Genomic DNA, 25369 nt, shown 5'->3' with positions numbered 1-25369 from the left:
AGTTTCAATCTCAATCGTGGTTGAGCGTCATACGCGGGCGTCCCGACGCCTGCGCCACGACCCGCGCTTCCAGAAAGCGGCGGCTGCCGTCGACATCGACAGCGCGGATGTCGCGTGTCACGTGGAGCTCGGCCTGATCGGCGCCGGCCTGGCGCGCCCTGTCGTGCAGGTCGCGCATCAACACGCTTTCGGCAAAGGCCAATGCCTCTTCTTCATCCGCAAAATCACGCAGTTCTTCGGCGACCTGCACCCGGTAGACGCCCTCTCGCGGCTGGCCGATATGGGCTTCGCTGCGCACACCCACCCGGCCGACAACGGCGCCAATGGCGTTGGCGACATCCGCATCCTCAGGCAGCACGCAGTCTCCTCGAAGCAATGCGCCGAGCCCGGCATAGTGCAGGGGCGCCGATGCGCCCAGGCCAATGAGTGGGCGGTCGAGCGAAACCCGGAACCGCGTGACGCTTTGCTCCCCATCGAGCGCCCGGCGCATAAGCTCGTGCCCGGCGAGCGCGGCCCCGTCGAGCCCGTCCTCACACAATGCCGTTTCGAGAACGGCTTCGGCAGAGCGGCGGGCAAGACGCGCCATAACACGTTCGCAGAACGCTTCCGCATCCGTCGCGAGCTGTTGGCCGGCGCCATCGCGGCGTCTGGCGAAAAGCGCAGCGCCAAGACGCGCTGCCTCCGCATCCCATCCCGTCTGCCGGCCAAGCACATGTGCGGCATCGGAAGGCGTAAAGCCAATCAGCGAAACGAGCCCGCGCGCGACGAGACGATCGAGCGGCGCAAGCTGCGCGCTGGACAGGATGAGCGCGTCAAGCGCCACCGGCTCCGGCCCCAGCCGCGCATAGAGCGCGACCTCGCTCTGCGAGAGGCCGGTTGCGTGGCGCGCCGGCATACCGCTCAGACACGCAAAACGCCCGTTGAGCCGGGAAGGCACCGGCCTCGTCTCCTGCTTTTGCAGCGCCTCGACGATCTGGCCGCCATGAAGATGTGCGGCAAGGGACAGGGGCACGAGCCGGCGTGGCCCGAGCACAATGCGGCCGCTCAGCCCGCCCTCCTCTGTCGTGACTTCGGAATCTCCGCCGAGCCCGAACGTGCGCATTGCCACCGCCTCGACCATGGTGCGATGACCGCCCACACTCGCCCCCTGCGGATCGATGCGTGGCTGACCGTTTTCCAGAACGGCGATGTCTGTGGTCGTGCCGCCGATATCGGAAACGATTGCGCGGTCTAGCCCTGTCAGGTACCGCGCGCCAACCAGACTGGCAGCCGGGCCGGACAGGATGGTCTCGATGGGCCTGCTGCGGGCGAACTCCGCCGAAACGAGCGCGCCATCGCCGCGGACCACCATGAGCGGAGCGCGGATGTCCCGCTTTTCAAGAAAACGCTCTGAGGCAAGCACGAGGCGATCAATTAACGCGATGAGCCGCGCATTGAGCAGGGTTGTCAGCGCCCGGCGCGGACCGCCGAGTTGGGCCGAAAGCTCATGGCTCATGGTGACCGGAAGGTCTGTGCGGGCGCGGATGAAATCCCTGACCGCGATCTCATGAGCGGGGTTGCGCACCGCAAAATAAGCGCAGACGGCGAAAGCCGTCACGTCCTGCGCCAGCGCCGCGATCTCCGCTTCAAGCCGCTCCATCTCCAGCGGCGTTTCATTGCCGTGCACATCATGCCCGCCGGGGAGAAACAGGACCGGATCGGACCGCAATGCGTTGCGCAGTCCCGCCTGTGTGAGATCGGTTTCCGAAAACCCGATCATGACCAGCGCGACGCGGCCGCCCTGACCTTCCACCAGCGCGTTGGTGGCAAGTGTCGTCGACATGGAAACGAGGCCGATGCGGCGCGCAGGCGCGGACGCCCTCGCCAGCACGGCATCGACGGCACCTGCGATGCCTTCTGCCAGATCATGCCGTGTCGTCAGCGCCTTGGCCTTGGCGACAACACCCGAACGCTCGCAGAACAGGACAGCATCCGTGTAGGTACCGCCGGTATCGATGCCCAGCAGAAGCGGATCATCCGGTATCCCCGTTTCGTTCATTGCAAGCCCCCGACGCACGACAAAGCCACACGCACCATAGCCGCATCCGACTGATTAAGCTGTACCTTTGCGCCGCGCTCTGTTTCCACACCGACAGAATTTGCTTTACACTGCAACCATGGCGTTCGTGGACCTTCTGATCGAGATTTCGGGTTGGGTGCAGGCCAAACTCGTCAATCTCGCCAATCCCTGGACCTTGTACCAGCTCGCAATCATTGCGGTGTTGCTCTTTGTCGCAAAGCTGGCATCGCGCGGACTGGAAAGCCGGCTCGAAGCGCGCGCACGGCGCATCAAGGGCCATCAGGGTCTTCTGCGCGTCGTCGTGGCGCTGATGCGGCGCACGGACTGGATCCTGTTCGTGCTCATGCTTTTCGCGGTGCTGACGGTGTTGCGCTCGCTTACCTGGCCCAGCCGGACCCTGCTGCTTTCGCTCGCCCTCTCACTCTCGCTCGCCTGGCTTTTCACCTCGGTGGTGTCGCGCATCATCCGCAACCGGCTGCTTGCCAGAACCATCGGCTGGATCGCGTGGACCTATGCGGCCATTGTCATTCTCGGCATAGACGACGAGGCGGCAGCGTTTCTCGACACGCTGGCCCTGCCGCTGGGGGCAACACGATTAAGCGCACTGGTGCTGCTGAAAGCCGCGGTGCTGCTCACCGGCACGGTCTGGCTTGCCGTCGTGCTTGGCAATTATTTCGATGAGCGCGTCCAGCGCTCCGACGAGCTCACCCCGTCGATCCGCGTGCTGCTGGGCAAGGTGGTCAAGATCGGGCTCGTCATCGCCGCAGGCGCGATCGCGCTTTCCTCCGTTGGCGTCGACCTGACGGCGCTGACGGTGTTTTCCGGCGCTGTCGGCGTGGGGCTCGGCTTCGGCCTGCAGAAGGTCGTTTCCAACTTCATCTCGGGCATCATCATCCTGCTCGACAAGTCCATCAAACCGGGCGACACGATCACGCTCGGCGATACATTCGGCTGGATCCGCGAGCTCAGAGCGCGGTTCGTGTCCGTCATCACCCGCGACGGGCGCGAATATCTCATCCCCAATGAGGATTTCATCACCCAGCAGGTGATCAACTGGTCGTTCAGCGACGAGATGGTGCGCCTCGACGTGCCGTTTGGCGTTTCCTACGAGGCCGACCCGCATCAGGTTTCGGCCCTTGCCATCGAAGCGGCCATGAGTGTCGGCCGTGTGGACGCGGACCGGAGGCCGGTCTGCTGGCTGACGGGGTTCGGTGAATCCTCGCTCGATTTCGTGCTGCGCTTCTGGATTCGCGATCCGCAGCAGGGGCTCACCAATGTACGCGGCAAAGTGTTGCTCGCGCTTTGGGACACGCTGAAGGAAAACGGGGTCGAGATCCCCTATCCACACCGCGAAGTGATCATGAAACGCCCGGCAAGCGGGCAGATCGCCGACTGAAGCTCGAAAGCAAAACGCCGGCACAAGGCCGGCGTCTGCACATTCATTGCTTTCCGGCTTCTCTGTTCTTCGCCGCGTCGTCCATCAGCTCATACCACATCGCGTTGAGCACAGCGAAAGCTGCAGCGAGTGGGAAGCCAAGCAACCATGCAAAATACCACATGTCGTGAACTCCTTTTGTCTCACGGCAGCGCTCAGTAAGCGTGCCCCTTGCCTTGCTCGATTTCGTCCTTGTCGACCTTGCCCCACAGCACCCTGTAGACCCAGCTCGTGTAGGCGACGATCAAGGGAATAAAGAACGCCGTCACAACCAGCATGATGAACAGGGTCAGGTGGCTCGACGAGGCGTCCCACACCGTCAGGCTGGCTCCCGGTGCGATGGAAGACGGCAGGATGAAGGGGAACATCGACAGGCCGACGGTGGAGATGATGCCGATGATCGACACCGCACTGGCAAGCAGGGTCGGCACCTCACGCCGGGCACGGAACAGAACGAGCGCGAGGGCCGCGCCGGCAAAACCGAGTGCTGGCGCGATCATTGTCCATGGATGCGCCGCGTAATTGTCGAACCAGGCGCTGCCAGCCTGCTCCACGGTCTTGGCAAGAGGGTTGGACGGACCGTCGGTAACGATGGCGCTGGTGATGCGGAACCCATCGATGCCGGCCCAAAGCCAGAGACCGCCGAGCGCAAAAATCACGATGGTGGCCATGGCGGCGACGCTGCCAAAGGCGCGGCTGCGCGCGGCAACCGCTCCCTCGGTCTTCACCATCAGCCAGGATGCGCCATGCATGATGAGCATCGCCACCGAGAGAAGACCGCACAGGAGCGCAAACGGGTTGAGCAACTCGAACAATGTCGTGCCTTCGTAGAAAATCCGCAGGTCATTCTCGAGCCGGAATGGCACGCCCTGCAGGACATTGCCCACCGCAACGCCGAAGATCAGCGCCGGCACGAAACCGCCAATGAACAGCGCCCAGTCCCAGCTCGTGCGCCAGGCGGGGTTCTCGCGCTTCGAACGATATTTGAACGCCACGGGACGCAGGATGAGCGCGAAGACCACAGCGAACATGGCAAGATAGAAGCCCGAAAAGGACACCGCATAGAGCGGCGGCCAGGCCGCAAAAATGGCGCCGCCTCCCAGGATCAGCCAGACCTGATTGCCTTCCCAGACGGGGCCGACGGCGTTGATCACGACGCGGCGCTCCGTGTCGGTCTTTGCCACGAAGGGCAGGAGCGTTCCGGTCCCAAGGTCGAAGCCGTCGGTGACGGCAAAGCCGATCAGCAACACGCCGAGCAGCCCCCACCAGATCACACGCAGCGTTTCATAGTCGATAAGAGTGTGCAGGATCATTGTTCTTACTCCGCCGGAACGAAGGCGCGGGGGCCGAACTCGGCCTCGGGCTCTTCGTCTGGTTCAGGCCCCTTGCGAATGGCGCGCAGCATCAGCGTCATTTCGACGATGAAGAGCACGGTGTAGATCAGCGAGAAGCCGATGATCGTCATCAGCACCGTGGAAGCGCCGAGGTTTGAAACCGCCACGGCCGTGGGCAGAACGCCCTCGATGATCCATGGCTGACGCCCGAACTCCGCGACGATCCAGCCGCATTCCGCGGCGATCCACGGGAGCGGGATGGCAAGGACCGCAATGCGCAGGAGGAAGGGATAGCGATCCAGCCTGTGCCGCGCCGACAGGTAGAAGAACACCCCCATCAGCAGGATGAAGAAGAAGCCCAGCCCAACCATGATGCGGAAGGTCCAGAACAGCGTCGGCACGTTTGGAACCGTGTCGTTTGCCGCCTGGGTTATCTGCGCATCCGTCGCTTCGCGTGGATCATCGAGATACGGCTTCAGAAGCAGCGCGTATCCGAGGTCCGCACCGCTTTCTTCAAATGCATTTTTCACATCGGCGGGAATGGCATCCGTGCTGCCGGCGGCGCGGATTTTCTGCAATGCGTCATAGGCGACAATGCCTTTTCTGATGCGCTCTTCCGCGCGCTCGACCAGTTCCTCAATTCCGGGAATCTGCGTGTCGAGCGAACGCGTCGCGATGATCCCCATGGCCCAGGGGATATGCACGGCATAATGGGTTTCGCGTGCTTTCTGATCCGGGAAACCGAAAGCGGTGAAGGAAGCCGGTGCCGGCTCCGTTTCCCACATCGCCTCAATGGCAGCGAGCTTCATCTTCTGATGTTCCGTGGCGAGATAGCCGCTTTCATCGCCCAGCACCACGACCGAAAGCGCGGAGGCGAGACCGAACGAAGCGGCGACCGTCATCGACCGCCTGGCGAGGTCCAGATGCCTTCCCTTGAGCACATACCACGCGGAGACGCCAAGAACGAAAACGGAGGCCGTGACATAGCCTGCCGAGACGGTGTGAACGAACTTCGCCTGCGCCACCGGGTTCATGAGCACGGCATAAAAATCCGTGATTTCCATGCGCATGGTCTGGGGATTGAAGGCTGAGCCTACGGGGTTCTGCATCCAGCCATTGGCGATCAGGATCCAGAGTGCCGAAAAATTGGAGCCGATGGCGACCGCCCATGCCGAGGCAAGGTGGCCAAGCTTGGAGAGTTTGTCCCAGCCGAAGAAGAACAGGCCGACAAAGGTCGCCTCCAGGAAGAAGGCCATGAGGCCCTCAATGGCCAGAGGTGCACCGAAGATATCGCCCACATAGTGGCTGTAATAACTCCAGTTCATGCCGAACTGGAACTCCATGACGATGCCGGTGGCGACGCCGAGCACGAAATTGATGCCGAAGAGCGTGCCCCAGAATTTCGTCATCTGCCGCCAGATGGTGCGGCCCGTCATCACATAGACCGTCTCCATGATGGCGACCAGCACCGACAGTCCGAGCGTCAGCGGGACGAACAGAAAGTGGTAAAGCGCGGTGATTGCGAATTGCAACCGCGAGAGATCGACGATGTTCAGTTCCATTGTACCATCCGGCTGTCCGGCTCCTTTGGTCGTCGGGGGGAAGCGCTCATTCCGGTCTCAGACCGTCGAGCAATGAACTGTATTCAGCGGTGCCGCGGCGCGCCTCGGCAAGGATGCGGCCCCGTTCCATGCGCAGAATGCGGTCTGCGCCTTCGGCCTCGCGGCGGATGTGTGTCGACACCACGAGCGTCCTGCCGGCCGCAAATCGTCCAACCCGCGCGATCACGTCGTTGGCGGTTTCACGGTCCAGCCCCTCGGTGGGCTCGTCGAGCAACCAGACCGGCTCATCCCGCAGCAACAGCCGGGCCAGCGCAAGCCTCCGGGCCTGCCCGGTGGAAAGGCCCGTACCGCCCTCGCCCAGCATGGTGTCGAGCCCAAACGGCAAGCGTTCCAGCAAACGTGACAGGCCTGCCGCTTCAAGCGCGACATGCATCTCATCGTCTCCGGCCGCCGGGTTGGCCAGCGCCAGATTGCCACGCAGCGTGTCGCTGAACAGCTCCGTGCGCTGTGTAAACAGGATTGCGGGAAGGCTGGCGACCGCGCCAACGACGAGCGCCATTTCGCCGGCGAGGGCCGCCAGCAGCGATGACTTGCCGGCCCCGCTAGCACCGATCACCGCAATGCGTTCACCCTGTTCGATCTGCAGCGAAACATCGGCGAGCGCCGGAAAGGCGGCACCCGGGTGCGCCGCGGTAACATGCGTCAGACATGCCGCCGTCTGCGCGGCGTCCGGCTCATTGTTTGCCGGCGTATTATCTTGTGCTCTCAGTCGTGGGCCGACACGGCGGACGGCTGTCAGCGTGCGACCAAGCTCGACAGCACCACGCCGCAGGGCAGCAAACGGTTCTGTCGCGGTCAGGCCGATGAGCAGTGCCAGTGCGGCGACGGGTGCGCTGATGCGCCCGGCCTCCGCGAGTTCCGCGCCGGCGACCAGAATAGCGGCGAGCAGCACCGCGCCGGCGATGCCGAGCGCGATGCTGACGCCCGTTTCCGTCCTGTTCATCGCATCGTCGGCCTCGGCCAGGTGCCGGTCGGCCTCGGCAACCGCCTCGCGCTGGGCGGAGATCCGCCCGGCCATGGCGAGTTCGCTTTGCCCGCGCACAAGGTCAATGCTGCGCGCACGCAGCACCTCAAGCGCGTGCGCGCGGCGGCGTGCCGGCTTTTGGGCATGGCGCGCAGCGATCGTGGGCACACCGAGCCCGACTGCCAGGAGGAACAGCGAAGAGGCGACGCCAAGCCGGATGTCGATGAAGCCAAGCGCCAGACCGGCAACGACAGACGCACCGGCTGCCGAGAACAGTGGCACGAGCACGCGCAGGTAAAGCGAGTCCAGCGCGTCGATGTCGTTTGTTAGCCGGAAAAGTAAACGGGCCGGCCGCGCCGCCATGGCGCGCGCCGCGCCTGCGACCGCCCAGCCGCGAAACAGCCTTTCGCGCAGCTCGGCCAGCACTTCCAGCGTTGCATCATGGGTGGCGATGCGTTCGCCATAGCGCGATGCCGTCCGGGCGAGCGCCAGGAAGCGAATGCCGGCGGATGGAGCAAACACGTCAAAGGCGAGGGCCGTCGCCAGCGAAAGCCCGGCAATGGCCGTCGCCGTGATGAACCAGCCCGAAAGCCCCAGAAGCGCGATGCCGCACAAAACGGTGGCGAGCGAGAGAAGTGCGCCGGCGAGAAGCCTGCTGCGATTGCCGGACCAGAATAGTGAAGCGACAGCGCGAAGATTGCGATTGCCCGTCATGCCCCGGCTCCGGCCGAGTCGGGTGCGTTCAGTGTGATGACGCGATCCATGCGGGCGGCAAGCACGGGATCATGCGTGGCAACGACCAGCGTCTTGCCGCGGCTGACGCGCAGAAGGCTTTCGGTGATCTCGCGCGCTGTTTCACGGTCGAGATGCGCGGTCGGTTCATCGGCCAGAACCAAACCGGCCTGCGGCGTCGCGCTAGCGCGCGCCAGCGCCAGCCGGAGTGCTTCGCCACCGGAAAGGCCAAAGCCGCCTTCGCCGATCATCGCCGGCCCGCGCCGAGCCGCAAGGTCCGACAGGCTTACCGCCTCGAGCGCCGCCGAGACACGCACCGGATCCACATCGGCGCGGCCCATTGTTACATTGCTCCTGATCGTGCCGGGGAAGATGTGCGGATCCTGCCCGATCCAGGCGATGGAGGCGCGCAGGTCTGCGACATTTGCGCTATCCACGACCAGTCCGCCGATGCGAATGGTCCCGCTCTCCGGCACGACCAGTCCCGCAATGAGCGCAAGCAGTGTGGATTTCCCCTCGCCGCTCGGCGCAACAAGCGCGATGCGCTCGCCGGGCTTCACCTCAAGGTCGAAATCGTGAAAGACCGGGGCGGCCCCTTCCACGTGGCGGAAGACAAGCCCTTCGACGGACAGCGACAGCGCCCCGCCAGCCCCTACCCGACCGCCCTTCGCAGAAGACGCGGCCACGGTCTTTCGCCCCGACGCGGCCAGCTTCTTCAGCGCGTCGAAAGCAGCCTCGCCCGATGCCCGGTCATGCCACACAGCGGAGAGATCGCGCAGCGGCTCGAAGAAGGACGGCGCCAGAAGCAGGATGAACAGCCCCTCGGCCAGAGAGAGCCTGCCGCCCCATGCGCCGAAATTCAGCTCACCAAGCAGGTGAAAGCCCACATAGACGGCGACCATGGCGACGCCGAGCGCGGCAAAGAGTTCCAGCACGGCGGAGGAAAGAAATGCAATGCGCAACACGGCCATTGTGCGGCGTCGAAGGTCTTCGGCACTGGCACGCAGCTGCGTTGCCGTGCGATCCACGGCGTCGAAACTGCGGATCGTTGTCAGTCCACGCAGCCTGTCCATGAGGAAGGCATTCATGCTGCCCATCTCGGCGAGTTGTTCTTCGCTTGCCTGCTTGGCGCGCCAGCCGACTAGAGCCATGAAGATCGGGATCAGCGGTGCCGCGATGAGCAGCACCAGCGCCGCCGCCCACGAAAACACCAGCACGCAGGCAAGGATCGCCAGCGGAACGATCATCGCCCTGGACCGCGCCGGACGGAAGCGGGCGACATAGGGAACAACGGCCTCCGCCTGCTCGGCAAGCGTGCTCGCGGCGAACCCCGATGAGGGCCGCGTAACATCGAGCGGCGAGGTTTCGGCAAGGGCGGCGACCGCCTCGTTGCGCAGCGCGCTCAAATGGCTCCGCGCCTGACGAAATGCCAGCCGACTGCCCGCGCCATCCATCACCGCACGCGCGATGCCGAGAACAAGAATGCCAAGGGCCGGCAGCCATGCCGCAGAAGCGTCGCTACCGGCGGCAATGCTGCCGACAGCCAGCGCCAGTAGACCCGCCTGGGGAAGCCAGAGCAGCGATGCCGTCGTTTGCAGTAGCACCGCGGCCCTGCTGACCCCGTCGCGCGCAGACAGCGTGTCCGCAACCTCATCTGGACGCGCCTGCCGCATCACAGCAGCGGTGCGCCCGGCGGCCTCAGGGCGGCGTCTTCCTATGCCGGCGTCGAGCGTTGTCATGACGTCTTCGGCTCCGTGCGCTTGCGGCCGAGCGAGACAATGCGGTCCTTGGCGTCGAGCAGTCTTGTTACCTTTGCGCCGAGGTTCAGCAAGGTCGCCAGTTGCTCCGTTTCCAGATGCTTCACATCGTCATACCACTTCGTCAACTGCTCGATGAGGGTCTGCATCTCGGCGAGGCGGGCCTGGGCGTGGCGCTCTTCCTCGCTGCCGGGTGTCTGCATCAGAAGCTCGCGGAGGACCGAAAGCGTGGGATCGACCTCGCGCTTCTTGCGCTCTTCAGCCAGCGTCCGCAGAATCTGCCAGACATCGTCCGGTGTCGTGAAGTAATCCCTCCTGTCATCGGGAATATGTTTCAGGATGACGAGATTCCAAGCCTGAAGCTCGCGCAGGCTCATGGAGACATTGGAACGCGAAATGGACAATGCATCGACGATGTCATCCGCGCAGAGAGGCTTGGAAGACGCGTAAAGCAGCGCATAAATCTGCCCCACCGTGCGGTTGATGCCCCAGCGGCTGCCCATTTCTCCAAAGTGCAACACGAAGGACTGCAGGAGTGGCGGGAGGTTCATGACGAGCGGTCCTGACACTGGAGCGATTTTGCTTTTCGTTGAATCGCAAAAGCACTCTAACCTATTGTTCTTGCGCAACTCCGGACGGAAACCAGGTCTCCAAACTTCCTGGAATTGCTATAATTTCAGAAATTACTGAAATTCATGTACGTCCATGCATCACGGAAGGCAAGTCTGCGGCCGTTGGTGCGCCGTTATGCTGCAGGCCTGCGATACGCAGCGCGGTGCACGCCCCAGGCAGAGCCTACGGCAGGCGCCATGACACCTGAATGTCGGTTTGCTTCGTCAGCGCAGCGCCTGGCCCGGCACCCTGAAGCGCGCAACAAGCCGCATGCCAAGCACGCCCATCACGAAAAACATCCAGACAGGGTCCGTCCGACGAAAGAAGAAGCTCTCGAGGAATGCGTTGAACACGCAGAACGTGACCACCATCATGAAGAAATCGGCCAGAAAGACATTTTCCCGATAGAGCGGCGTGCGCATGTAGTCGCGCAGCGGCACCAGCAGAAAGGTGGTGATGGCGACGGCAAGCGCCGGAAGCCCCATGCCGAGTGCAATGTCGATATATCCATTGTGGCCGTGCACAATGCCGCGAATGTCCCACGGACGGTCGAAAGGCTGGTCGGAGGTGAACACGAACTCCGTCAGCCAGAAATTGTCGAAGCCATATCCGAAAAACGGTCTCTGGGCGATCATGTCTCCGGCAAAGTCCCAGACCGGCGTGCGCCCCGTATAGGTGAGATCGGGCGCAAGCGTCGCTGCCAGTTCCTTCACCGGGCCGATAAAGACGATGCCGAGGGTGGCAACGGCCAGCGCACCGACGGCAGTAATCACCAGCACCGGAACCAGAAACCGCAAGCCGAAAATGCCAGGCAACGCGATCAGCATGCCGGCAAGCGGCACCGTGGCAGTGGTTGTCTTGGAGCCGGTATGGAAGACGAAGATCATCGCCAGGATGGCCATCGTTGCGCCGGACCAGCGCCAACCCCGGCGCCACAGATAAAGGCCGGCGAAGGCCAGTCCGGCCATCACCGGTCCGGCGATGTTCTTGTGCGTGAAGACGCCGCGCCAGAGACCGGCGTGCTGGGACTCCACATCAAAGGCCTGATGGACCGCGACATCGCGCATGGCAATCACGCCGAAATAGGACAGTCCGAGGATCACAAAGCCGGCGCAGACCAGCACCCGCGAAAACGCGTCCGCATCGCGCGGCAGGGTCAGAATCGCAGCCACCGTAACGATGCCGATGACCGAGAAGGCCACCGTGCGCATCGTGTCGCTCGGTACCGGCGTGTTGAGCGTGGCGACAGCCACAAACCCCAGGAGAAGAATCCACCATGGGCTGAACAGCGAGACAAGGACGCGCCGGTCAACCAGCATCAGAAGCGAAGCCACGGCAATCGCCCCAAGCGCACCGAAGCCGAGCTGGTTGACGATGTCGCCGCCGCTGCCGGTCACCTGTGGTCCGGCAGGCTGAAAGGGGCGGAAGGAAATCATCAGAACCGTGAACAGCGCCGCCGCAATGGCGGTGGAGGGCTGTCCGGTAGCAGCCATGCGGGCAACGAATGACGACCCCGACCAGCGCTGTTGGGCAAGACTGCTCATCGCATCACGCGCACCCGGCCGGGCGGCAGTGCCTGCGCGCTACGTCCATCAAATCCGGGAAAGTTCGCGTTGCTCACCATTGGGGCCGAAACCTGTTGCACTCAGTTTATAAAGCGCCCCCTCGCTTAAGACCGCGTTAATTATAACGGTGGACCCGATGCCTGTTCTGCGGTCTCCGCTGCGCGCGCCGGCTGGCCGATGGGCGGCGCGGCCGATGGCATCACCCAGACGGTTCCGGTTTCGGGATGCCGGGCGATCGTTGCATCGATACGGTAGACACGCCGGAGCAGCTCCGGCGTCAGAACCGTTTCGGGGGTTCCCACAGCCACCAGACGGCCATGATCAAGCACACAGAGCCGGTCGCAGAACATGGCAGCGAGATTCAGGTCGTGAAGTGCGGCCACCACCGTGATTTCAAGGCCGCGCATGAAGCGCAGGAGCTGAAGCTGATGGTGGATGTCGAGATGGTTCGTCGGCTCATCAAGCACCAGAAGACGCGGCTGCTGCACCAGCGCGCGCGCAACGAGAACGCGCTGCCGCTCCCCGCCGGAAAGCGTTCGGAAAGCGCGATCCTGAAGCGGCGCCAGCCCAAGAAGCGCGATTGCCGCCGCAATCAGCGTGTGATCGTGTGGCGTGTCAGGCTCGAGAAGCTTCTTGTGCGCCGAGCGACCCATGGCGACCACGTCGCGCACCGTCAGGGGAAACTCCGCCGGCATATCCTGAAGCACCGCACCCACATTGCGCGCCACCCATTCCGTGGGCTGCCGCCACGCATCTTCACCGTTCACGAGCACCGTGCCCGATGCCGGCCGGTTTATGCGGTAGATGGTTCGCAACAGGCTCGATTTGCCTGCGCCGTTCGGCCCAAGAAGGCCGACCATCTCACCTTCCGAAACGCTGATCGACACGTTGTCGACCAGCGTCTTTGCGCCGGTGCGCACGGTGACCGAACGCAGATCGAGCGTGCCGGGCCGAACACTCATCGCGCACCCCCAAGTGCGCGCGCATCGCGCCGCAGAAGCCAGATGAAGAACGGGCCGCCCACGAGCGCCGTGACGATGCCGACGGGCAGCTCCAGCGGCGCGATCACTGTGCGGGCGACAAGATCGGCGCCAATGGTGAAGCTCGCACCGAGAAGCGCCACCGCCGGCAGTGCGCGACGATGATCCGCTCCGACGAGAAACCGCACGATGTGCGGCATGATGAGACCGACAAACCCGATCACGCCGCTCACCGCCACGGTGATGCCGGTGAGCGCGGCTGCCAGTACAAACATGCTCTGACGGAAACGCTGGACGTTGAGCCCGAGCGCCACCGCGCTCTCGTCTCCCGCCATCAGGAGGTTCAGACGGCGGGCCTGCACCAGCATTACGCCAAGCCCAAGCGCAAGGGCGACGAGCGGAATGGGAATGAGCTTCCACTGCGCGGTGCCGAAGCCGCCCAATGTCCAGAACAGGACCCGAGAGGCGAGCTGCGGATCGGGCGATGTGAGCACAATCAGGCTTGTGAGCGCGCTCAGGATCGCGCTCATCGCCACACCGGCAAGCACAAGTCGCGTCGGTGTCATGTGCCCGCCCGTCCGCGCAACCCAGAACACTGCGAAGAGTGTTACCAGTCCGCCGAGAAAGGCCGAGATGTGCAACGTGAACACGCCGAGACCAAGAAGCCCCCAGCGCATCACCACCACGGCGCCCGTTGCCGCACCGGAGGAAACGCCGAGGATGCTCGGGCCTGCCAGTGGATTGCGGACGATGGACTGGATTGTCATGCCGGTTACCCCCAGGCTCGCGCCGACAAGGGCGGCGAGCACGACACGCGGCATGCGCGTCTGGACGACAATGGTCTCATAGACCGCGCGCCAGTCAGGCTCCACCAACCCGTCGCCGGCCACCAGATTGGCGAGAATGGCGACCGCCGTTCCACCGGGTATATGCACCGAGCCGAACATCAGTCCCGCAATGGCCATGCCCAGGAGCAGCCCCACCATCAGGAGAATGACCAGCGCATAGCCCGGCGACCCGCCGCTCGCCGCGCGGGCGGAAGCAACAGGGCGAAGAGCCGCGCCTCGCGCAGGCGGTGCTGACTGGAGCACGGCAAGCAGCGCTTCGTGGCTGTCTGGATCGTCCTTCCTCGGGGCGGGAGCATGCATCTTGTGAGTTCCGCTCGCCTGTTATTCGCCCATCCGCGCGGGATGGAAAGCGCGAGCCAGTTTCTCCACCGCATCGATGGAGCTCGGCCCCGGCTGGCCCCAGACGGAATCGATCGTCACAAACCTTTCACCGACAATGCCCGGCACGTCCCTGATGGTCGGGTTCGCCTTCAATATCTCGATCCGCCCCTGGCCCAGCTCGCCGGCGGGGTCTCCGACCACCTGGCCGCCGGCGGTGCCGGAATAATAGACGACGATGTATTCAGGCATACGCTCGGCAATCTGCTCCCAGGACACCTGACCATAGCGGTTTGCGACATCGCCAAAGATGTTTTCGCCACCGGCCCGCGACACCACATGCGACAGCATGGTGTTGCCAAGAACGGCGCGTGGGGCGGATTCTCCGCCGTTGAAGATGAACACCGGTATGGCGTCCGCGCCTTTGAGATCCTCTTCCACTGCAGCGAGCCGTTTTTCAATGTCGGCGATCAGTGCTTCGCCGCGCTCGCGCACGCCAAAGATGGCAGATACAGAGCGGATTTCGGCGTAGAGTTCATCGAAGCCGAATTTACCGAGATTGCAGCCTTCGGTGTTGAGCCGCGTCTTCATGCCCAGATCATGCAACTGGTCGCGCGTGTGACGACTTTCGCTGAACCCGTCCGGATAGCCGGCATAGACAAAATCGGCCTCCACCTCGATAAGCTGCTCGGTGGTGGCGACAAGCGGCGAAAGCACCGGAACCCCGTTATACGCTTCCTCATATTGCGGGCTGATCTGGAGGTTCGCCATATAGGAGGTGCCCGCCATGCGGTCTTCCAGCCCCAGCGCCAGCATCATCTCCGTTGCGTTGTTGCTGAGCGTCACGGCCCTTGCCGGCGGTGCCTCATAGGTGGTGGTGACACCGCAGTTCTCATCCGTATAGGGAAAGCCCGCTCCATCTGCGAAAGCAGGCATCGAAGCCACCAATAGACCCGCGACCGCAAAAGCGCGGAGACCGCCATAACGCATCATGAATTCACTCCTTGCAAAGCCGGCTCATTCCCGGCGTTTTCAGATGAGGTTGGAGAAGAGGCCTGCCTGTCGAGAGCCGGGAGCACCTCGGCAGCGAAGAGCTCCATGCCCCTGAGAGCCACATCGTTGGCGATCAAGCCATTGGCGCTGAACAGGCAGCGTATGCTGCTGGAACCCGTGCGCGCCGAAAGCGCACACAGTTGTGCATGGCAATCCTCGGGTGTGCCCGCGATGGTGAAATCAGCCATCATCGAAGCGCGGCTGCGCGGCTCTGGCGGCGTCATCCCGCGTGCCAGCGCGCGTTCGGCACGGCGCGTGTTCAGTCTATCGAGAAGCGTGTCGACCCGCTCGTCAGCTTCAGCCCGGGTCGGCGCAATCACCACATAACGGGAGAGCGACGAGGCCTTGAGCGATGCCCGTGACGCGCCATGCCGTTCAAGTGCGGCGTGAAACACGGGCAATTGCCGCGCCTCGTTCGGCTCGAGACTTAGCAGCAGCGGAAACCCGTTTCGCGCGGCGATGTCGACGGTTTCTTCTGAGACGCCAGCCACGTAGACGGGCGGATGCGGTTTCTGAACCGGAGGCGGTCCGACGGCGACATTGGCGAATTTCCAGGGTCCGGCAGCGGCAGAGCAATGCGGTTTTCTCCACGCATCGATCATGATCCTGAGCGCTTCGCAGAAGCGGCGGTGCGCATCGTCACGCGGAATCTCCAGCGCAGCGAAAGTCGCGGGCTCCGTGCCACGTCCGATGCCCACATCGACCCGACCGCCGCTCTGAAAATCAAGCTGTGCGATCTGCTCGGCCAGCATGAGCGGGTGATAGAGCGGCAGGACGAGGATCGACGTGCCGAAGCGCAGCCGCTCCGTACGCGCCAGGATTTCTGCGCCGAGCAACAGCGTCGACGGATAGGGCAGCGCCTCCCGGGCGAAGTGAAACTCGTTGAACCAGATGCCGCCAAAGCCAAGCGCATCGGCGCGTTCGACGAGGCGCATGAGTGCAGCGTGATCGCCCAATGCCCCCTCCCGCGCGAATCCAGCCAGATCAACGCGCATTCGGGCCACCTGCAGCAACCGATGGAAAAAGACGGAAACGACTCATTTGAAATGATATAACATATCGAAGACGATCAAGCCCGTTAAATCGTCTTGTCGCCGGCAAGGCCGCGCCTGCATGCATTCTGATCCTCCTGCCGGCGCACCTCGTCCGGCGTTCATGGTCGATGCATGAGGCAGGTCTCCTGGCTCGCGGCTCGGACGTTCGCTCCGCCTTCCCGGCCCTGGCCAGTGGCATTGGAAAGAACTTGCCGCTTACAGTTGCGAGGGCAGCCCCGGAATTGATCCCGCCAGGAGATCGCACCGGGTTCCCTTTTCATCCGCAGGATGCGGAACCGCATGCGGGAGCGACCCTAGCGGCGAAGCGTTCGCCACGCAACACACCACAGCCGGGTTCCATGACAAAATCATCGGCACGACCGAGCCGGCTCGAACGCCCTGCCAGTCCTGTGGCCGCCTTCGGTCCGAAGTCCGCCATCCATAGGCGAAAATCCAGGCCTTCCGCTGCATCGCCTTGGCATATCCCGGCGGAAGGCAACCGATGGCGGAGCTAAAGCATCGGACCGAAAAGTGGCATCCGGTTTTCGGTTTATTCCGATGCTCCATCAAGAATTTAGATCGTCCTTTGTGCGTCCGGATGAACGCACGGCGATCTAGTGTTTGATTTATAAATGAATGTATGCTTCATATATAAACATTGAGCACGCCGGTCGAATGGCTGCTCACCTCGGGGGGTGCAGTCGGGTGGACACGTCTCGTTTAATGGGCAGCTCTGATCGAGCGACAAATTGCAGGCAGAATGCCGGATTTCCGTGCGCCCTGACCTGCCTGCAGCCTGTAACCACAGGCTCTGCGTCGCAGCAGTCGAGGCGGTCGGTGCTTTGACCGGGCGCCTTCAGACGCGTTGGGGCGCCATCATCAGCATCGCCAGCTCAAACGATGCCAGGCCCACTATGCCAGTGGCGTCAGCAAACAGGCTGCCATCGTGGCCTCACGCAGGAGGTGTGGGGCTTTGTGATGATATTCAACACATGCCGATCATCAGCTCTATCGCCGTGTCCAGCAAGGAGGGCTGCCGGCGTATTCGTACGTGCCGATCATCTGCATGAGCATTTCGTCGATCTTCGCATCGCCGAAAACGGAGCCGTCATGGCTCCGTAAACGCCCTGGTTCTCCCCCGCGATGAGGGGTGGGAGGACGGGAGTGCTCCGCTTCCTTCAAACGGAGGCAGCGGGGCAATAACAGGTGCCTGATGCAGCTACACCGGGAGAAGCTGCACATTTCTTTTGGGAGGAACCATGTTGAAACTATCCAGACTTCGCGCGCTCTCCATCGGAGCCGCTGTGGCCATCGCCGCCAGTGCAACGGCCACCTTCGCCCAGGACGTCCTGAAGTTCGGTCACGTCTACGAGGCATCCACCCCCTACCATGCGGCGGCGCTTCGCGCGGCCGAGCTTCTCGAGGAAGCAACCGGGGGCCGCTACAAAATGGAGGTTTTCCCCGCATCGCAGCTCGGGAAGGAAGCAGCCCTCAACGAAGCGCTTTCACTGGGAACGGTGGATGTGATCTACACGGGCGTTGCCTTTCTCGGGCAATCCTACGGCCCCATAAGCATTTCCGACTACCCCTTCACCATGCGTTCTTATGAACACTGGAAGGCCTATGTGAATTCCGACCTCTTCGATGAGATGAGTGAGGCGTATAACAAGGTTTCCGGCAATACGGTCGCGGCCATGACCTATTACGGTGCGCGCCATGTGACCGCCAACAAGCCGATCCTTTCGCCAAAGGATATGGAGGGTCTGAAAATTCGGACGCCCAACGCTCCAGCCTATCAGATGTTCCCACGCGCCACAGGCGCAAACCCCACCCCGATGGCCTTCGCCGAGGTGTATCTCGCCTTGCAGCAGGGTGTGGTCGACGCGCAGGAAAATCCGCTTCCGACGATCCAGTTCAAGAAGTTCTACGAGGTCCAGTCGAACATCAATCTGACCGGGCACATCACAAACTCGCTGGCGACGGTCGTATCGCCTGTGACGATGAACAAAATGGGTGACGACAGCACGGCCCTGCTGGAAGCGCTCGCCACCGTGGCAACGCAGACATCGGATGAGATCGTCGCCTCGGAGGGAGAGCTGGCTGACTGGTTCCGCGCCCAGGGAGTGACCGTGAACGAAGTGGATCGCAAGCCATTCATGGAAGCCGTCGCGCCGCATCTGACGGGCGAGGATGTGCCGTGGGATGCCGCGATCTTCGAACGCCTTCAAGCCATTCAGGAATGACATCGGCCTGTGGGTCCGGCATTTGCCGGGCCCATTTGCGCAACGGGAGGACGCGCTGATGGCGCAGAACACCATGGTGCCGGAAATCGACTTCGACGCGATTTCCGCAGAGGACGAAGCGCATTTCGCAGGCTTTAAGATAAGCTTGGCGGACTACGCGCTTCTCGCAATCTTTCTTGCTTTATTTCTTGTTGTTTTTGTTCAGTTTTTCACGCGATACGTCCTCAACGACTCGATAAGCTGGACCGAGGAGGCCGCGCGCTATCTGCTGGTCATACTGGCGTTTGCCGGTGCGGTTCGCTGCCAGATCACCGGAAGCCATATCGTGCTGGAATTCGTCGACAAATATTACGGGCGCAAACTCGGCCTCGTGCATGTGTTTTCGCTGCTCTGCACCGTGGTGCTGTTCACGATTCTTCTCTGGTCCGCCTGGGAGCTGATCCAGCGGACATCGTTCCAGCGAATGGTGTCGCTTCCTTTCCCGAAATACTACCTCCACGCAGCCGTGATGGCTCTGGCCGGCCTCAACGCAGTTGTGGCGGCCATGCAGCTCATGCTGCGCGTGAGACAGATGATACGGAGCTGACGGCAGATGGGCCTGACTATTCTCTTCGTTTCCCTGTTCGTCCTGATGCTGCTCAGAGTTCCCATCGCGTTTTCTCTGGCGCTCTCATCCTTCGCGTACATCCTCCATTCGGGTCTTCCACCCGTGGTGTTGATGCACAACATGGTCAACGGAATGGACAGTTTTCCCCTGCTGGCCATACCCTTTTTCATATTCGCCGGCGCATTGATGAATTCCGCCGGGATCACCGCCCGCATATTCGGTTTCGCGCGCGCCATTGTCGGATGGATGCATGGCGGCCTGGGACATGTGAACATCGGCGCAAGCATCATCTTTGCAGGCATGTCCGGTGCGGCCGTGGCCGATGCCGGCGGGCTGGGCGCGATCGAGATCAAGGCGATGCGCGAGGCCGGCTATGACGACGACTTCAGCGTCGGTGTCACGGCTGCATCGTCGACCATCGGGCCGATCATCCCGCCATCCCTGCCACTGGTGATTTTCGGCGTCATGGCGTCCGTTTCCATCGGGCAGCTTTTCGTCGCCGGCATTGTTCCGGGCCTGCTGATGGCAGTGTCGCTTTCCGCCATGGTCTGGTGGAAATCACGCAGGAGGAATTATCCGCGCGACGTGGCTTTCCGGCTGGACACGATTGCGAGCCGGTTCAAGGCAGCGTTCCTTCCGCTCATGACGCCCGTCATCATTGTCGGGGGCATCGTATCGGGTGCGTTCACGCCCACCGAAGCGGCGATCGCCGCCGCGGCCTATGCGCTTTTTCTCGGCATTATCGTCTATCGCACACTGACACCCAGGAAGCTCGCCGTCATTTCACTCGAAACCATCGAGACGACAGCGGCAATCATGATGATTGTCGGGGCGGCGTCGGTGTTTGCGTGGATCCTCACCGCCAATCAGGTGGCGACGCATTTCGCCGAATTTGTGCTGTCCTTTACGGACAGCAGGGCGATGGTTCTGCTCCTGATCATGGTCGTGGTCCTGATCGTCGGCCTGTTCATGGAGACGATCGCAGCGATTTCCATTCTGGTTCCGGTTCTCATGCCGGTTGCCGCGCAGTTTGGCATCGATCCCGTTCACCTGGGCATTATCGTGATCCTCAACCTGATGCTGGGCCTGTTGACACCACCCGTCGGGATGGTGCTGTTCGTCCTGTCACGGGTTTCCCGGGTGCCGTTCGAACAATGCGTCAGGGCCACGCTGCCGTTCCTGGTGCCGCTCCTTGCCGTTCTGCTTCTGCTGACGTTCATCCCGCAGCTTGTGCTCTGGCTTCCGCAGCTTCTCTATGGCGGCTGACGCAGCCTTCCCTGCGGGTGCACGGCAATGGAGCTGATGAGAAAGGCCATCGCCGGAAGGCGATGGTGCTGATCAGCAGTTGGGCCATGTCCGGTGCAGCGATCATGGCCCAGGCCTTTTGCAGCCTTTGTGCACGCACATAGTCGGAAAATGCCGTGCCCTCATCACCGAACAACGCCCGGATATAGGACGGGGAGATGTTGTGCCGCTGCGCCAGCATGTCGAGCGTGAGTTCGGAATCGGCAAAGTGCGCAGCGATGTCACGCTTGAGCGCAGCCAGACGCGCCGCGCGCGCACCGCGCCCTTTCGCGATTTCCTGTCCCTCGTCCCTGCCGCCAAGTGCAATGAGCGCCAGATCCCGCAGATGCCCGGCGTATTGCATGGCCGCGTCGCCGGGCAGATGCTGCATTTCGCGATACAAACTTGCCCGTATGACACAAAGAACCGCCATTGCGGTGTCAACGGCAGCCTGTTGCGCAAAACACCGTTCAAATCCACACTGGCAAGAGCAAGACGCGTGCGCGGATCCACTCGATGAAGCGCATGGACGGCATGCCCTCCAGACAGTACTGGATCTCCTCGTCCGTGATGGGCAATTTTCGGGGATCAGCCTTTTGATCATCAGGTTGGGGACCTGCACCATCAGCAAGGCAGGCCACAGCCCCCGCTCGCTCCCGGAAAGCTCGACGCATACGGGTGTGAAGTAAGGTCAGGTCCATACCCTGAGCGGCAATTCAGCCGGGCGTCAAATGCCGGGTCGATATCCAGAAGACCAGCGCCACAGCGCAGATGGACGCTCCAAGCAGGCAAACGCCATTCCATCCGGCCTGCGCGTAGGCAAGCGTCGATGTGATCGATCCGGTGGCCGAGCCAATCGAATAGAAAATCATGTAACCGGCTGTGAGACGGCTCTGGGCCTCCGGGCGGACCCGATAAACCAGACTCTGGTTGGCGACGTGCACCGATTGCAGTCCATAGTCTATCGCGACGACGCCCATCACCAGGGCCCACAACGAATAGGGAAGCAGGGCGATCGGCAACCAGGAAACGAGCATGACCGCCAGACCGATCCCTGTCGTCCGCTGGGCCAGTCCGCGATCTGACAGGCGCCCGGCGCGCGATGCGCCCAGCGCCCCCGCAGCACCGGCCAGCCCGAACAGGCCGATCTGCGTGTGGGAGAGCGAGAAGGGCGGCGCGGCAAGAGGCAGCACCATGGGGGTCAGGAGAACGGTGACCGCCGCGAAGATGAGCAAGGCGAGAACCGCGCGGATTCGCAGCACGGGTTCCTGCACGAACAGCAGGAACACCGAGCCGATCAGGCGCGGATAGGATATATGCACCTCGGGCTTCGCCTGGCGAGGCAAGGTCCTGAACAGCAAGCCGGCGACGATCAACGTTGCGACGGCCGACACGGCGTAGACCGAGCGCCAGCCGAAAAGGTCCGACAATGTGCCGGACACGGTGCGCGCGAGCAGGATACCGAGAATGATTCCGCTGGTGACGATGCCGACGACCCGACCACGCTCCGCCGGGTCGGCGAGGAGCGCCGCATAGGCGACCAACACCTGTGTCACAACAGCCAGAACACCAACCGCGGAGATGGCGCCCAGCAGAATTGCGCCGCTTGGCGCGAAAGCCACGGCGAGCAGCGCCAACACCGACAGAAGCGACTGTCCAAGCACCAGGCGGCGGCGATCCAGCAGGTCACCAAGCGGAACCACCAGCAGCAGGCCAAGGCCATAGCCGATCTGCGTGACGGTAATCACGATTCCTATGGACGCGCGGCTTATGGCGAATTCCTCGGCAATCACGTCAAGCAGCGGCTGGGCGTAGTAGACATTGGCGACTGCCAGCCCGCAGGCGATGGAAAACAGCAGCGCGACGGCCCGCGACAGCGACCGGGCCGCTGCAACCCTGCCAGTTGCAGATGCCGCCCCGGTGTGGCTTCGGTCTGTTTCACCTTCCTGATCCTGCGAATTCCCGCATAGGACCGACGGGTCCGCCTGACTGCAGAACGCCCGATGTGATGTCGTATTGTTCAGACTCATGTTCGCCTCGAAGGAGGTTGCGCGCTGGAATCGAGTTCTCCTGCCGCCGTGACTGCAAATGCAGTTGAACCGTGCAGGGACGAGGACCGCGCCGGCAGAATGGCAGGCGCGGACAATGGCCGATGTTCAGAATGCGGGATCGCGCTCAGAGCGTTGCTGCGAACCGCCTGATATGTCCGGCGATCACGTCAGACTGCTCCTCGAGGGCAAAGTGACCCGTGTCCAGAAGATTAAAGTCGACCGTCTCCAGGTCCCGGCGATAGGGGTGTGCCCCGGAGGGCGGGAAAATGACGTCGTTCTGTCCCCAGACAATCAGCGTCGGTGGCTGATGCTTTCGGAAATAGGCCTGCCATTCGGGATAAAGGCCCGGGTTCGTTCGATAGTCGTAAAGCAGATCAAGCATGATCTCCTTGTTGCCGGGCCTGTTGACGAGGGCCGCCTGAAGCACCCAGCTGTCCGGGCTGATCCTTGTTATGTCCCGCACACCGTGCGTGTAGTTCCATTCCAGCGCCTCTTCGGAAATCCCCGCCTCGCGGATCTTGCTGAAATTCTCCGGCGACGGGTCCTCCCAAAGAGCGCGGACGGGCGACCAGAAGCTGTCGGGCAGGCCTTCGTCATAGGCGTTGGCGTTCTGGACGATGAGGAAGCTCACCTTCTCCGGACGTCGCACGGCAACGCGGAAGCCGACCGGCCCGCCGAAGTCCTGCATGTACAACGCATATCTCCCGACCCCGAGTTCATCGACAAACCGGTCGACCGTGTCGGCCAGCCGGTCGAAGGTGTAGGAGAACTCAGCGTTCGATGGCGCATCGCTGTAGCCGAAGCCCGGATAGTCAGGCGCGAGGACATGAAACCGGTCGGAGAGCTGGTAGATCAGTTCGCGGAACATGAACGACGACGCCGGAAAGCCGTGCAGGAGAAGCAATGTGGGTAGATCGCGGTTTCCCGCCTCCCTGTAGAAAATCCTGCGCCCGTCGATGTCGATGGTGCGGTAGTGCGTCATCACTGTCTCCTCTGCATGGAACGGATGCGTGGGTTTCGCCGGGGTCACGGCGGGCGCCGGGTGCTTTCGAGCGGGATCGCTCCCCGCTCCTCAGTCCCGCAAATCCGACCGCATCATGTGGTTTCATTTTAAAACCACATGTCGATATCAGATAAGGTTTCATGTTGCAACCACTATCATTGATCCGTAAACTGACTGCTGTGTGAGCGCACCGGCGCTCCTGCCGGCAGGGAGAAAGCAGCATGGTCAAACGAACCAGTCACAAGGACGCAGATTGCCCGGTGGCCCGGCCTCTGGATGCAATCGGTGACTGGTGGTCTCTGCTCATCATCCGCGATGCGTTTGACGGGCTGAAGCGGTTCGGCGAATTTCAGAAGAGCCTCGGCCTTGCCAAGAACATCCTTTCGGCGCGGCTGAAAAACCTCGTGAATCACGGCATTCTTGATACGATTCCAGCCTCAGACGGCAGTGCCTATCAGGAATATGTGCTGACGGAGAAAGGTCGCGGCCTCTTCCCGTTGCTGGTGGCCCTCCGGCAGTGGGGGGAGGATCATTTTTTCCAGCCGGACGAAAGCCATGTGACCCTGCTCGACCGTGAAACCGGCCAGCCGGTCAGGCGGCTTGAACTGCGCTCGCAAGACGGGCGTCTGCTGGAACCGGAAGATACCGTTGTAAAGCGCGCGCCGCCTCCGGAGGGGGAGAAAGGCTGAAGCGAGGCTGGTGGCGCGCCCCGCTGCAGACCCATGGAACACGAAAGGCAGAACTGGAGCGCCTCTACTTTTCATTGAGACGCAGAAGCGACGGGAAATCTACATCTGCAAGCACTCGGCAACCTCAATCGTGCCGCCGAGCGCAAAGATCGGGTTCCTGCGCGCCATGTCGAGTGCCGCATCGATGTCGGACGCCTCGACCACCGAGTATCCCGACAGCGGATCTCCGGCCTTTTCCTCCCGGTCCTGACCGGTCAGGAAACGCGACTTGCCGAAGCCGGCACCCTTGTCGACCAGACTGGAGCCGAGACCGTCCATCCAGCCATTCCAGTCTGTCATCATCTTCTGCCCTTCTTCAGGGCTCTTGGGCATGCCACCACGAAATGCGAGAATGAACCTTGGCATAAGGATCCTCCTTGGTTGCAACAGGGGCAGAATGCGTCACCTCAAAATATGTTCAAGGACATATTTTGAGGTCTGCTATCGTGCCGCCTCAGGGAGGAGCAACCATGCCATACCCGAAAGACCACAAGGCGAAGACACGGGAACGCATTCTCGAGGCGGCGCGCGTGCTGTTCAATCGGCACGGCTATGATCGGGTCACCATCGATCAGATCATGGCCGCGGCCAACCTGACACGCGGGGGATTCTATGCGCATTTCTCCAGCAAGGAAGAGCTTTTCGCCGATGCGATGATCGGCTTCCTCGAGGGCCGCGGTGCAAGATGGCGTGAGGAGGAAAAGGTCGATCCGACCGCATGCCAGCTGGTGATGGCGCAGCGCATGGTAGACGCCTACCTTTCCCGGCGCCATCTCGCAGACCGTGATGGGCAATGCCCGCTGATTGCCTACGCAACCGACGTCGCCAATGCCGGCCCGCGTGTGCGCGACAGCTACCGGCATCTCGTGGAAGCGATGACCTGGCTGTTCGAGATGAATCTCGAGGGAGACCCGACCGAGCGGCGATCGCAGGCCCTGTCTCTGACAGCGCTGTGTGTCGGCGGGATGATCCTTGCCCGCGCCATTCCCGAAACCGCGATCGCCGAGGAGGTTCTTGACGCCGCCCATGCCGCGGCTACGAATATCTGGAGCCGGCCCGCCCGCGTCGCGCCAACCGGCTATCCGGGCCGGCGACAGCCGCACGAGGAAGTATAAGCGGATGTCACAATCCGCCGGGCAG

The 25369-nt window shown here is 62.5% G+C and carries 22 protein-coding genes and 1 riboswitch; of the genes, 6 read left to right on the top strand and 16 right to left on the bottom strand.

Annotation, left to right across the window (positions count from 1 at the left end):
* Positions 1–10 precede the first annotated feature (10 nt).
* Positions 11–2038: a hydantoinase/oxoprolinase family protein gene (locus tag KUG85_RS06070; protein ID WP_223004557.1), complete on the bottom strand. Its 2028-nt coding sequence runs from the start codon at positions 2036–2038 to the stop codon at positions 11–13.
* Between the two features lie 118 nt (positions 2039–2156).
* On the opposite strand from KUG85_RS06070, the gene KUG85_RS06065 reads away from it, so the two are divergent.
* The gene (locus KUG85_RS06065; RefSeq protein WP_223004556.1) at positions 2157–3455 is read left to right on the top strand and encodes a mechanosensitive ion channel family protein; all 1299 of its coding nucleotides are present in this window, start codon (positions 2157–2159) and stop codon (positions 3453–3455) included.
* A gap of 43 nt (positions 3456–3498) precedes the next feature.
* Here the strand turns inward: KUG85_RS06065 and cydX are convergent, their stop codons facing one another.
* The 11 genes from cydX to KUG85_RS06010 form a co-directional block, all read right to left on the bottom strand.
* The gene (gene cydX, locus KUG85_RS06060; RefSeq protein ID WP_065817381.1) at positions 3499–3618 is read right to left on the bottom strand and encodes a cytochrome bd-I oxidase subunit CydX; all 120 of its coding nucleotides are present in this window, start codon (positions 3616–3618) and stop codon (positions 3499–3501) included.
* A gap of 31 nt (positions 3619–3649) precedes the next feature.
* Positions 3650–4807 (bottom strand): cytochrome d ubiquinol oxidase subunit II, encoded by a 1158-nt coding sequence (cydB, locus tag KUG85_RS06055; protein ID WP_223004555.1) that lies wholly within the window; start codon positions 4805–4807, stop codon positions 3650–3652.
* 5 nt (positions 4808–4812) lie between these two features.
* The gene (locus KUG85_RS06050) at positions 4813–6390 is read right to left on the bottom strand and encodes a cytochrome ubiquinol oxidase subunit I (protein WP_223004554.1); all 1578 of its coding nucleotides are present in this window, start codon (positions 6388–6390) and stop codon (positions 4813–4815) included.
* Positions 6391–6436: 46 nt separating this feature from the next.
* Positions 6437–8128, bottom strand: a complete 1692-nt coding sequence (locus tag KUG85_RS06045; protein WP_223004553.1) for an amino acid ABC transporter ATP-binding/permease protein — start codon at positions 8126–8128, stop codon at positions 6437–6439.
* Positions 8125–9885, bottom strand: coding sequence for a thiol reductant ABC exporter subunit CydD (gene cydD / locus KUG85_RS06040; RefSeq protein ID WP_223004552.1), 1761 nt, complete (start codon positions 9883–9885; stop codon positions 8125–8127). Before cydD ends, KUG85_RS06045 begins: the two co-directional genes overlap by 4 nt.
* Positions 9882–10454, bottom strand: a complete 573-nt coding sequence (locus tag KUG85_RS06035; protein WP_065817386.1) for a GbsR/MarR family transcriptional regulator — start codon at positions 10452–10454, stop codon at positions 9882–9884. Before KUG85_RS06035 ends, cydD begins: the two co-directional genes overlap by 4 nt.
* Positions 10455–10739: 285 nt before the next feature.
* Positions 10740–12059, bottom strand: coding sequence for an O-antigen ligase family protein (locus KUG85_RS06030; RefSeq protein WP_223004551.1), 1320 nt, complete (start codon positions 12057–12059; stop codon positions 10740–10742).
* A 140-nt stretch (positions 12060–12199) separates the two neighbouring features.
* On the bottom strand, positions 12200–13042 hold the full coding sequence (locus tag KUG85_RS06025) for an ABC transporter ATP-binding protein (protein ID WP_223004550.1): 843 nt from the start codon (positions 13040–13042) through the stop codon (positions 12200–12202).
* On the bottom strand, positions 13039–14208 hold the full coding sequence (locus tag KUG85_RS06020) for a FecCD family ABC transporter permease (protein WP_223004549.1): 1170 nt from the start codon (positions 14206–14208) through the stop codon (positions 13039–13041). The genes KUG85_RS06025 and KUG85_RS06020 overlap by 4 nt, the downstream gene beginning before the upstream one ends.
* Positions 14209–14229: 21 nt before the next feature.
* Positions 14230–15162: an ABC transporter substrate-binding protein gene (locus KUG85_RS06015; protein ID WP_255606275.1), complete on the bottom strand. Its 933-nt coding sequence runs from the start codon at positions 15160–15162 to the stop codon at positions 14230–14232.
* Positions 15163–15215: 53 nt separating this feature from the next.
* Positions 15216–16235 (bottom strand): LLM class flavin-dependent oxidoreductase, encoded by a 1020-nt coding sequence (locus KUG85_RS06010; protein ID WP_223004547.1) that lies wholly within the window; start codon positions 16233–16235, stop codon positions 15216–15218.
* Between the two features lie 197 nt (positions 16236–16432).
* Positions 16433–16629, bottom strand: a riboswitch (cobalamin riboswitch).
* A gap of 943 nt (positions 16630–17572) precedes the next feature.
* Here KUG85_RS06010 and KUG85_RS06005 point away from each other — a divergent pair.
* From KUG85_RS06005 to KUG85_RS05995, 3 genes are read left to right on the top strand one after another with little or no spacing between them, the layout of a single operon-like run.
* A complete protein-coding gene (locus tag KUG85_RS06005; RefSeq protein WP_065817392.1) occupies positions 17573–18556 on the top strand; it encodes a sialic acid TRAP transporter substrate-binding protein SiaP in 984 nt (327 codons plus the stop codon).
* Between the two features lie 58 nt (positions 18557–18614).
* Positions 18615–19142, top strand: a complete 528-nt coding sequence (locus KUG85_RS06000; protein WP_223004546.1) for a TRAP transporter small permease — start codon at positions 18615–18617, stop codon at positions 19140–19142.
* 6 nt (positions 19143–19148) lie between these two features.
* Positions 19149–20429 carry a TRAP transporter large permease gene (locus KUG85_RS05995; protein ID WP_065817394.1) on the top strand — a complete coding sequence of 427 codons (1281 nt, stop codon included), beginning with the start codon at positions 19149–19151 and terminating at the stop codon, positions 20427–20429.
* Here KUG85_RS05995 and KUG85_RS05990 read toward each other — a convergent pair.
* From KUG85_RS05990 to KUG85_RS05980, 3 genes are all read right to left on the bottom strand, one after another.
* Complete coding sequence (locus tag KUG85_RS05990; protein WP_223004545.1) at positions 20380–20838, bottom strand: helix-turn-helix transcriptional regulator; 459 nt, start codon at positions 20836–20838, stop codon at positions 20380–20382. The two genes, KUG85_RS05995 and KUG85_RS05990, sit on opposite strands and share 50 nt — an antisense overlap.
* 325 nt (positions 20839–21163) lie before the next feature.
* Positions 21164–22477 (bottom strand): MFS transporter, encoded by a 1314-nt coding sequence (locus KUG85_RS05985; RefSeq protein ID WP_223004544.1) that lies wholly within the window; start codon positions 22475–22477, stop codon positions 21164–21166.
* A gap of 145 nt (positions 22478–22622) precedes the next feature.
* The gene (locus KUG85_RS05980) at positions 22623–23480 is read right to left on the bottom strand and encodes an alpha/beta fold hydrolase (protein WP_223004543.1); all 858 of its coding nucleotides are present in this window, start codon (positions 23478–23480) and stop codon (positions 22623–22625) included.
* A gap of 242 nt (positions 23481–23722) precedes the next feature.
* Between KUG85_RS05980 and KUG85_RS05975 the strand changes: the two genes are divergently transcribed.
* Positions 23723–24190, top strand: coding sequence for a winged helix-turn-helix transcriptional regulator (locus KUG85_RS05975; protein WP_223004542.1), 468 nt, complete (start codon positions 23723–23725; stop codon positions 24188–24190).
* Between the two features lie 99 nt (positions 24191–24289).
* Here the strand turns inward: KUG85_RS05975 and KUG85_RS05970 are convergent, their stop codons facing one another.
* Entirely contained in the window at positions 24290–24595 is a 306-nt protein-coding gene (locus tag KUG85_RS05970; RefSeq protein ID WP_065817400.1) for a YciI family protein, read from the bottom strand.
* Between the two features lie 104 nt (positions 24596–24699).
* Here KUG85_RS05970 and KUG85_RS05965 point away from each other — a divergent pair, with 104 nt between their 5' ends.
* Positions 24700–25344, top strand: a complete 645-nt coding sequence (locus tag KUG85_RS05965) for a TetR/AcrR family transcriptional regulator (protein WP_065817401.1) — start codon at positions 24700–24702, stop codon at positions 25342–25344.
* Positions 25345–25369: the final 25 nt, after the last annotated feature.

Source organism: Nitratireductor rhodophyticola, assembly GCF_019891355.1.
GTDB lineage: Bacteria > Pseudomonadota > Alphaproteobacteria > Rhizobiales > Rhizobiaceae > Nitratireductor > Nitratireductor rhodophyticola.
This window is presented reverse-complemented; position numbering and strand designations above follow the sequence as displayed.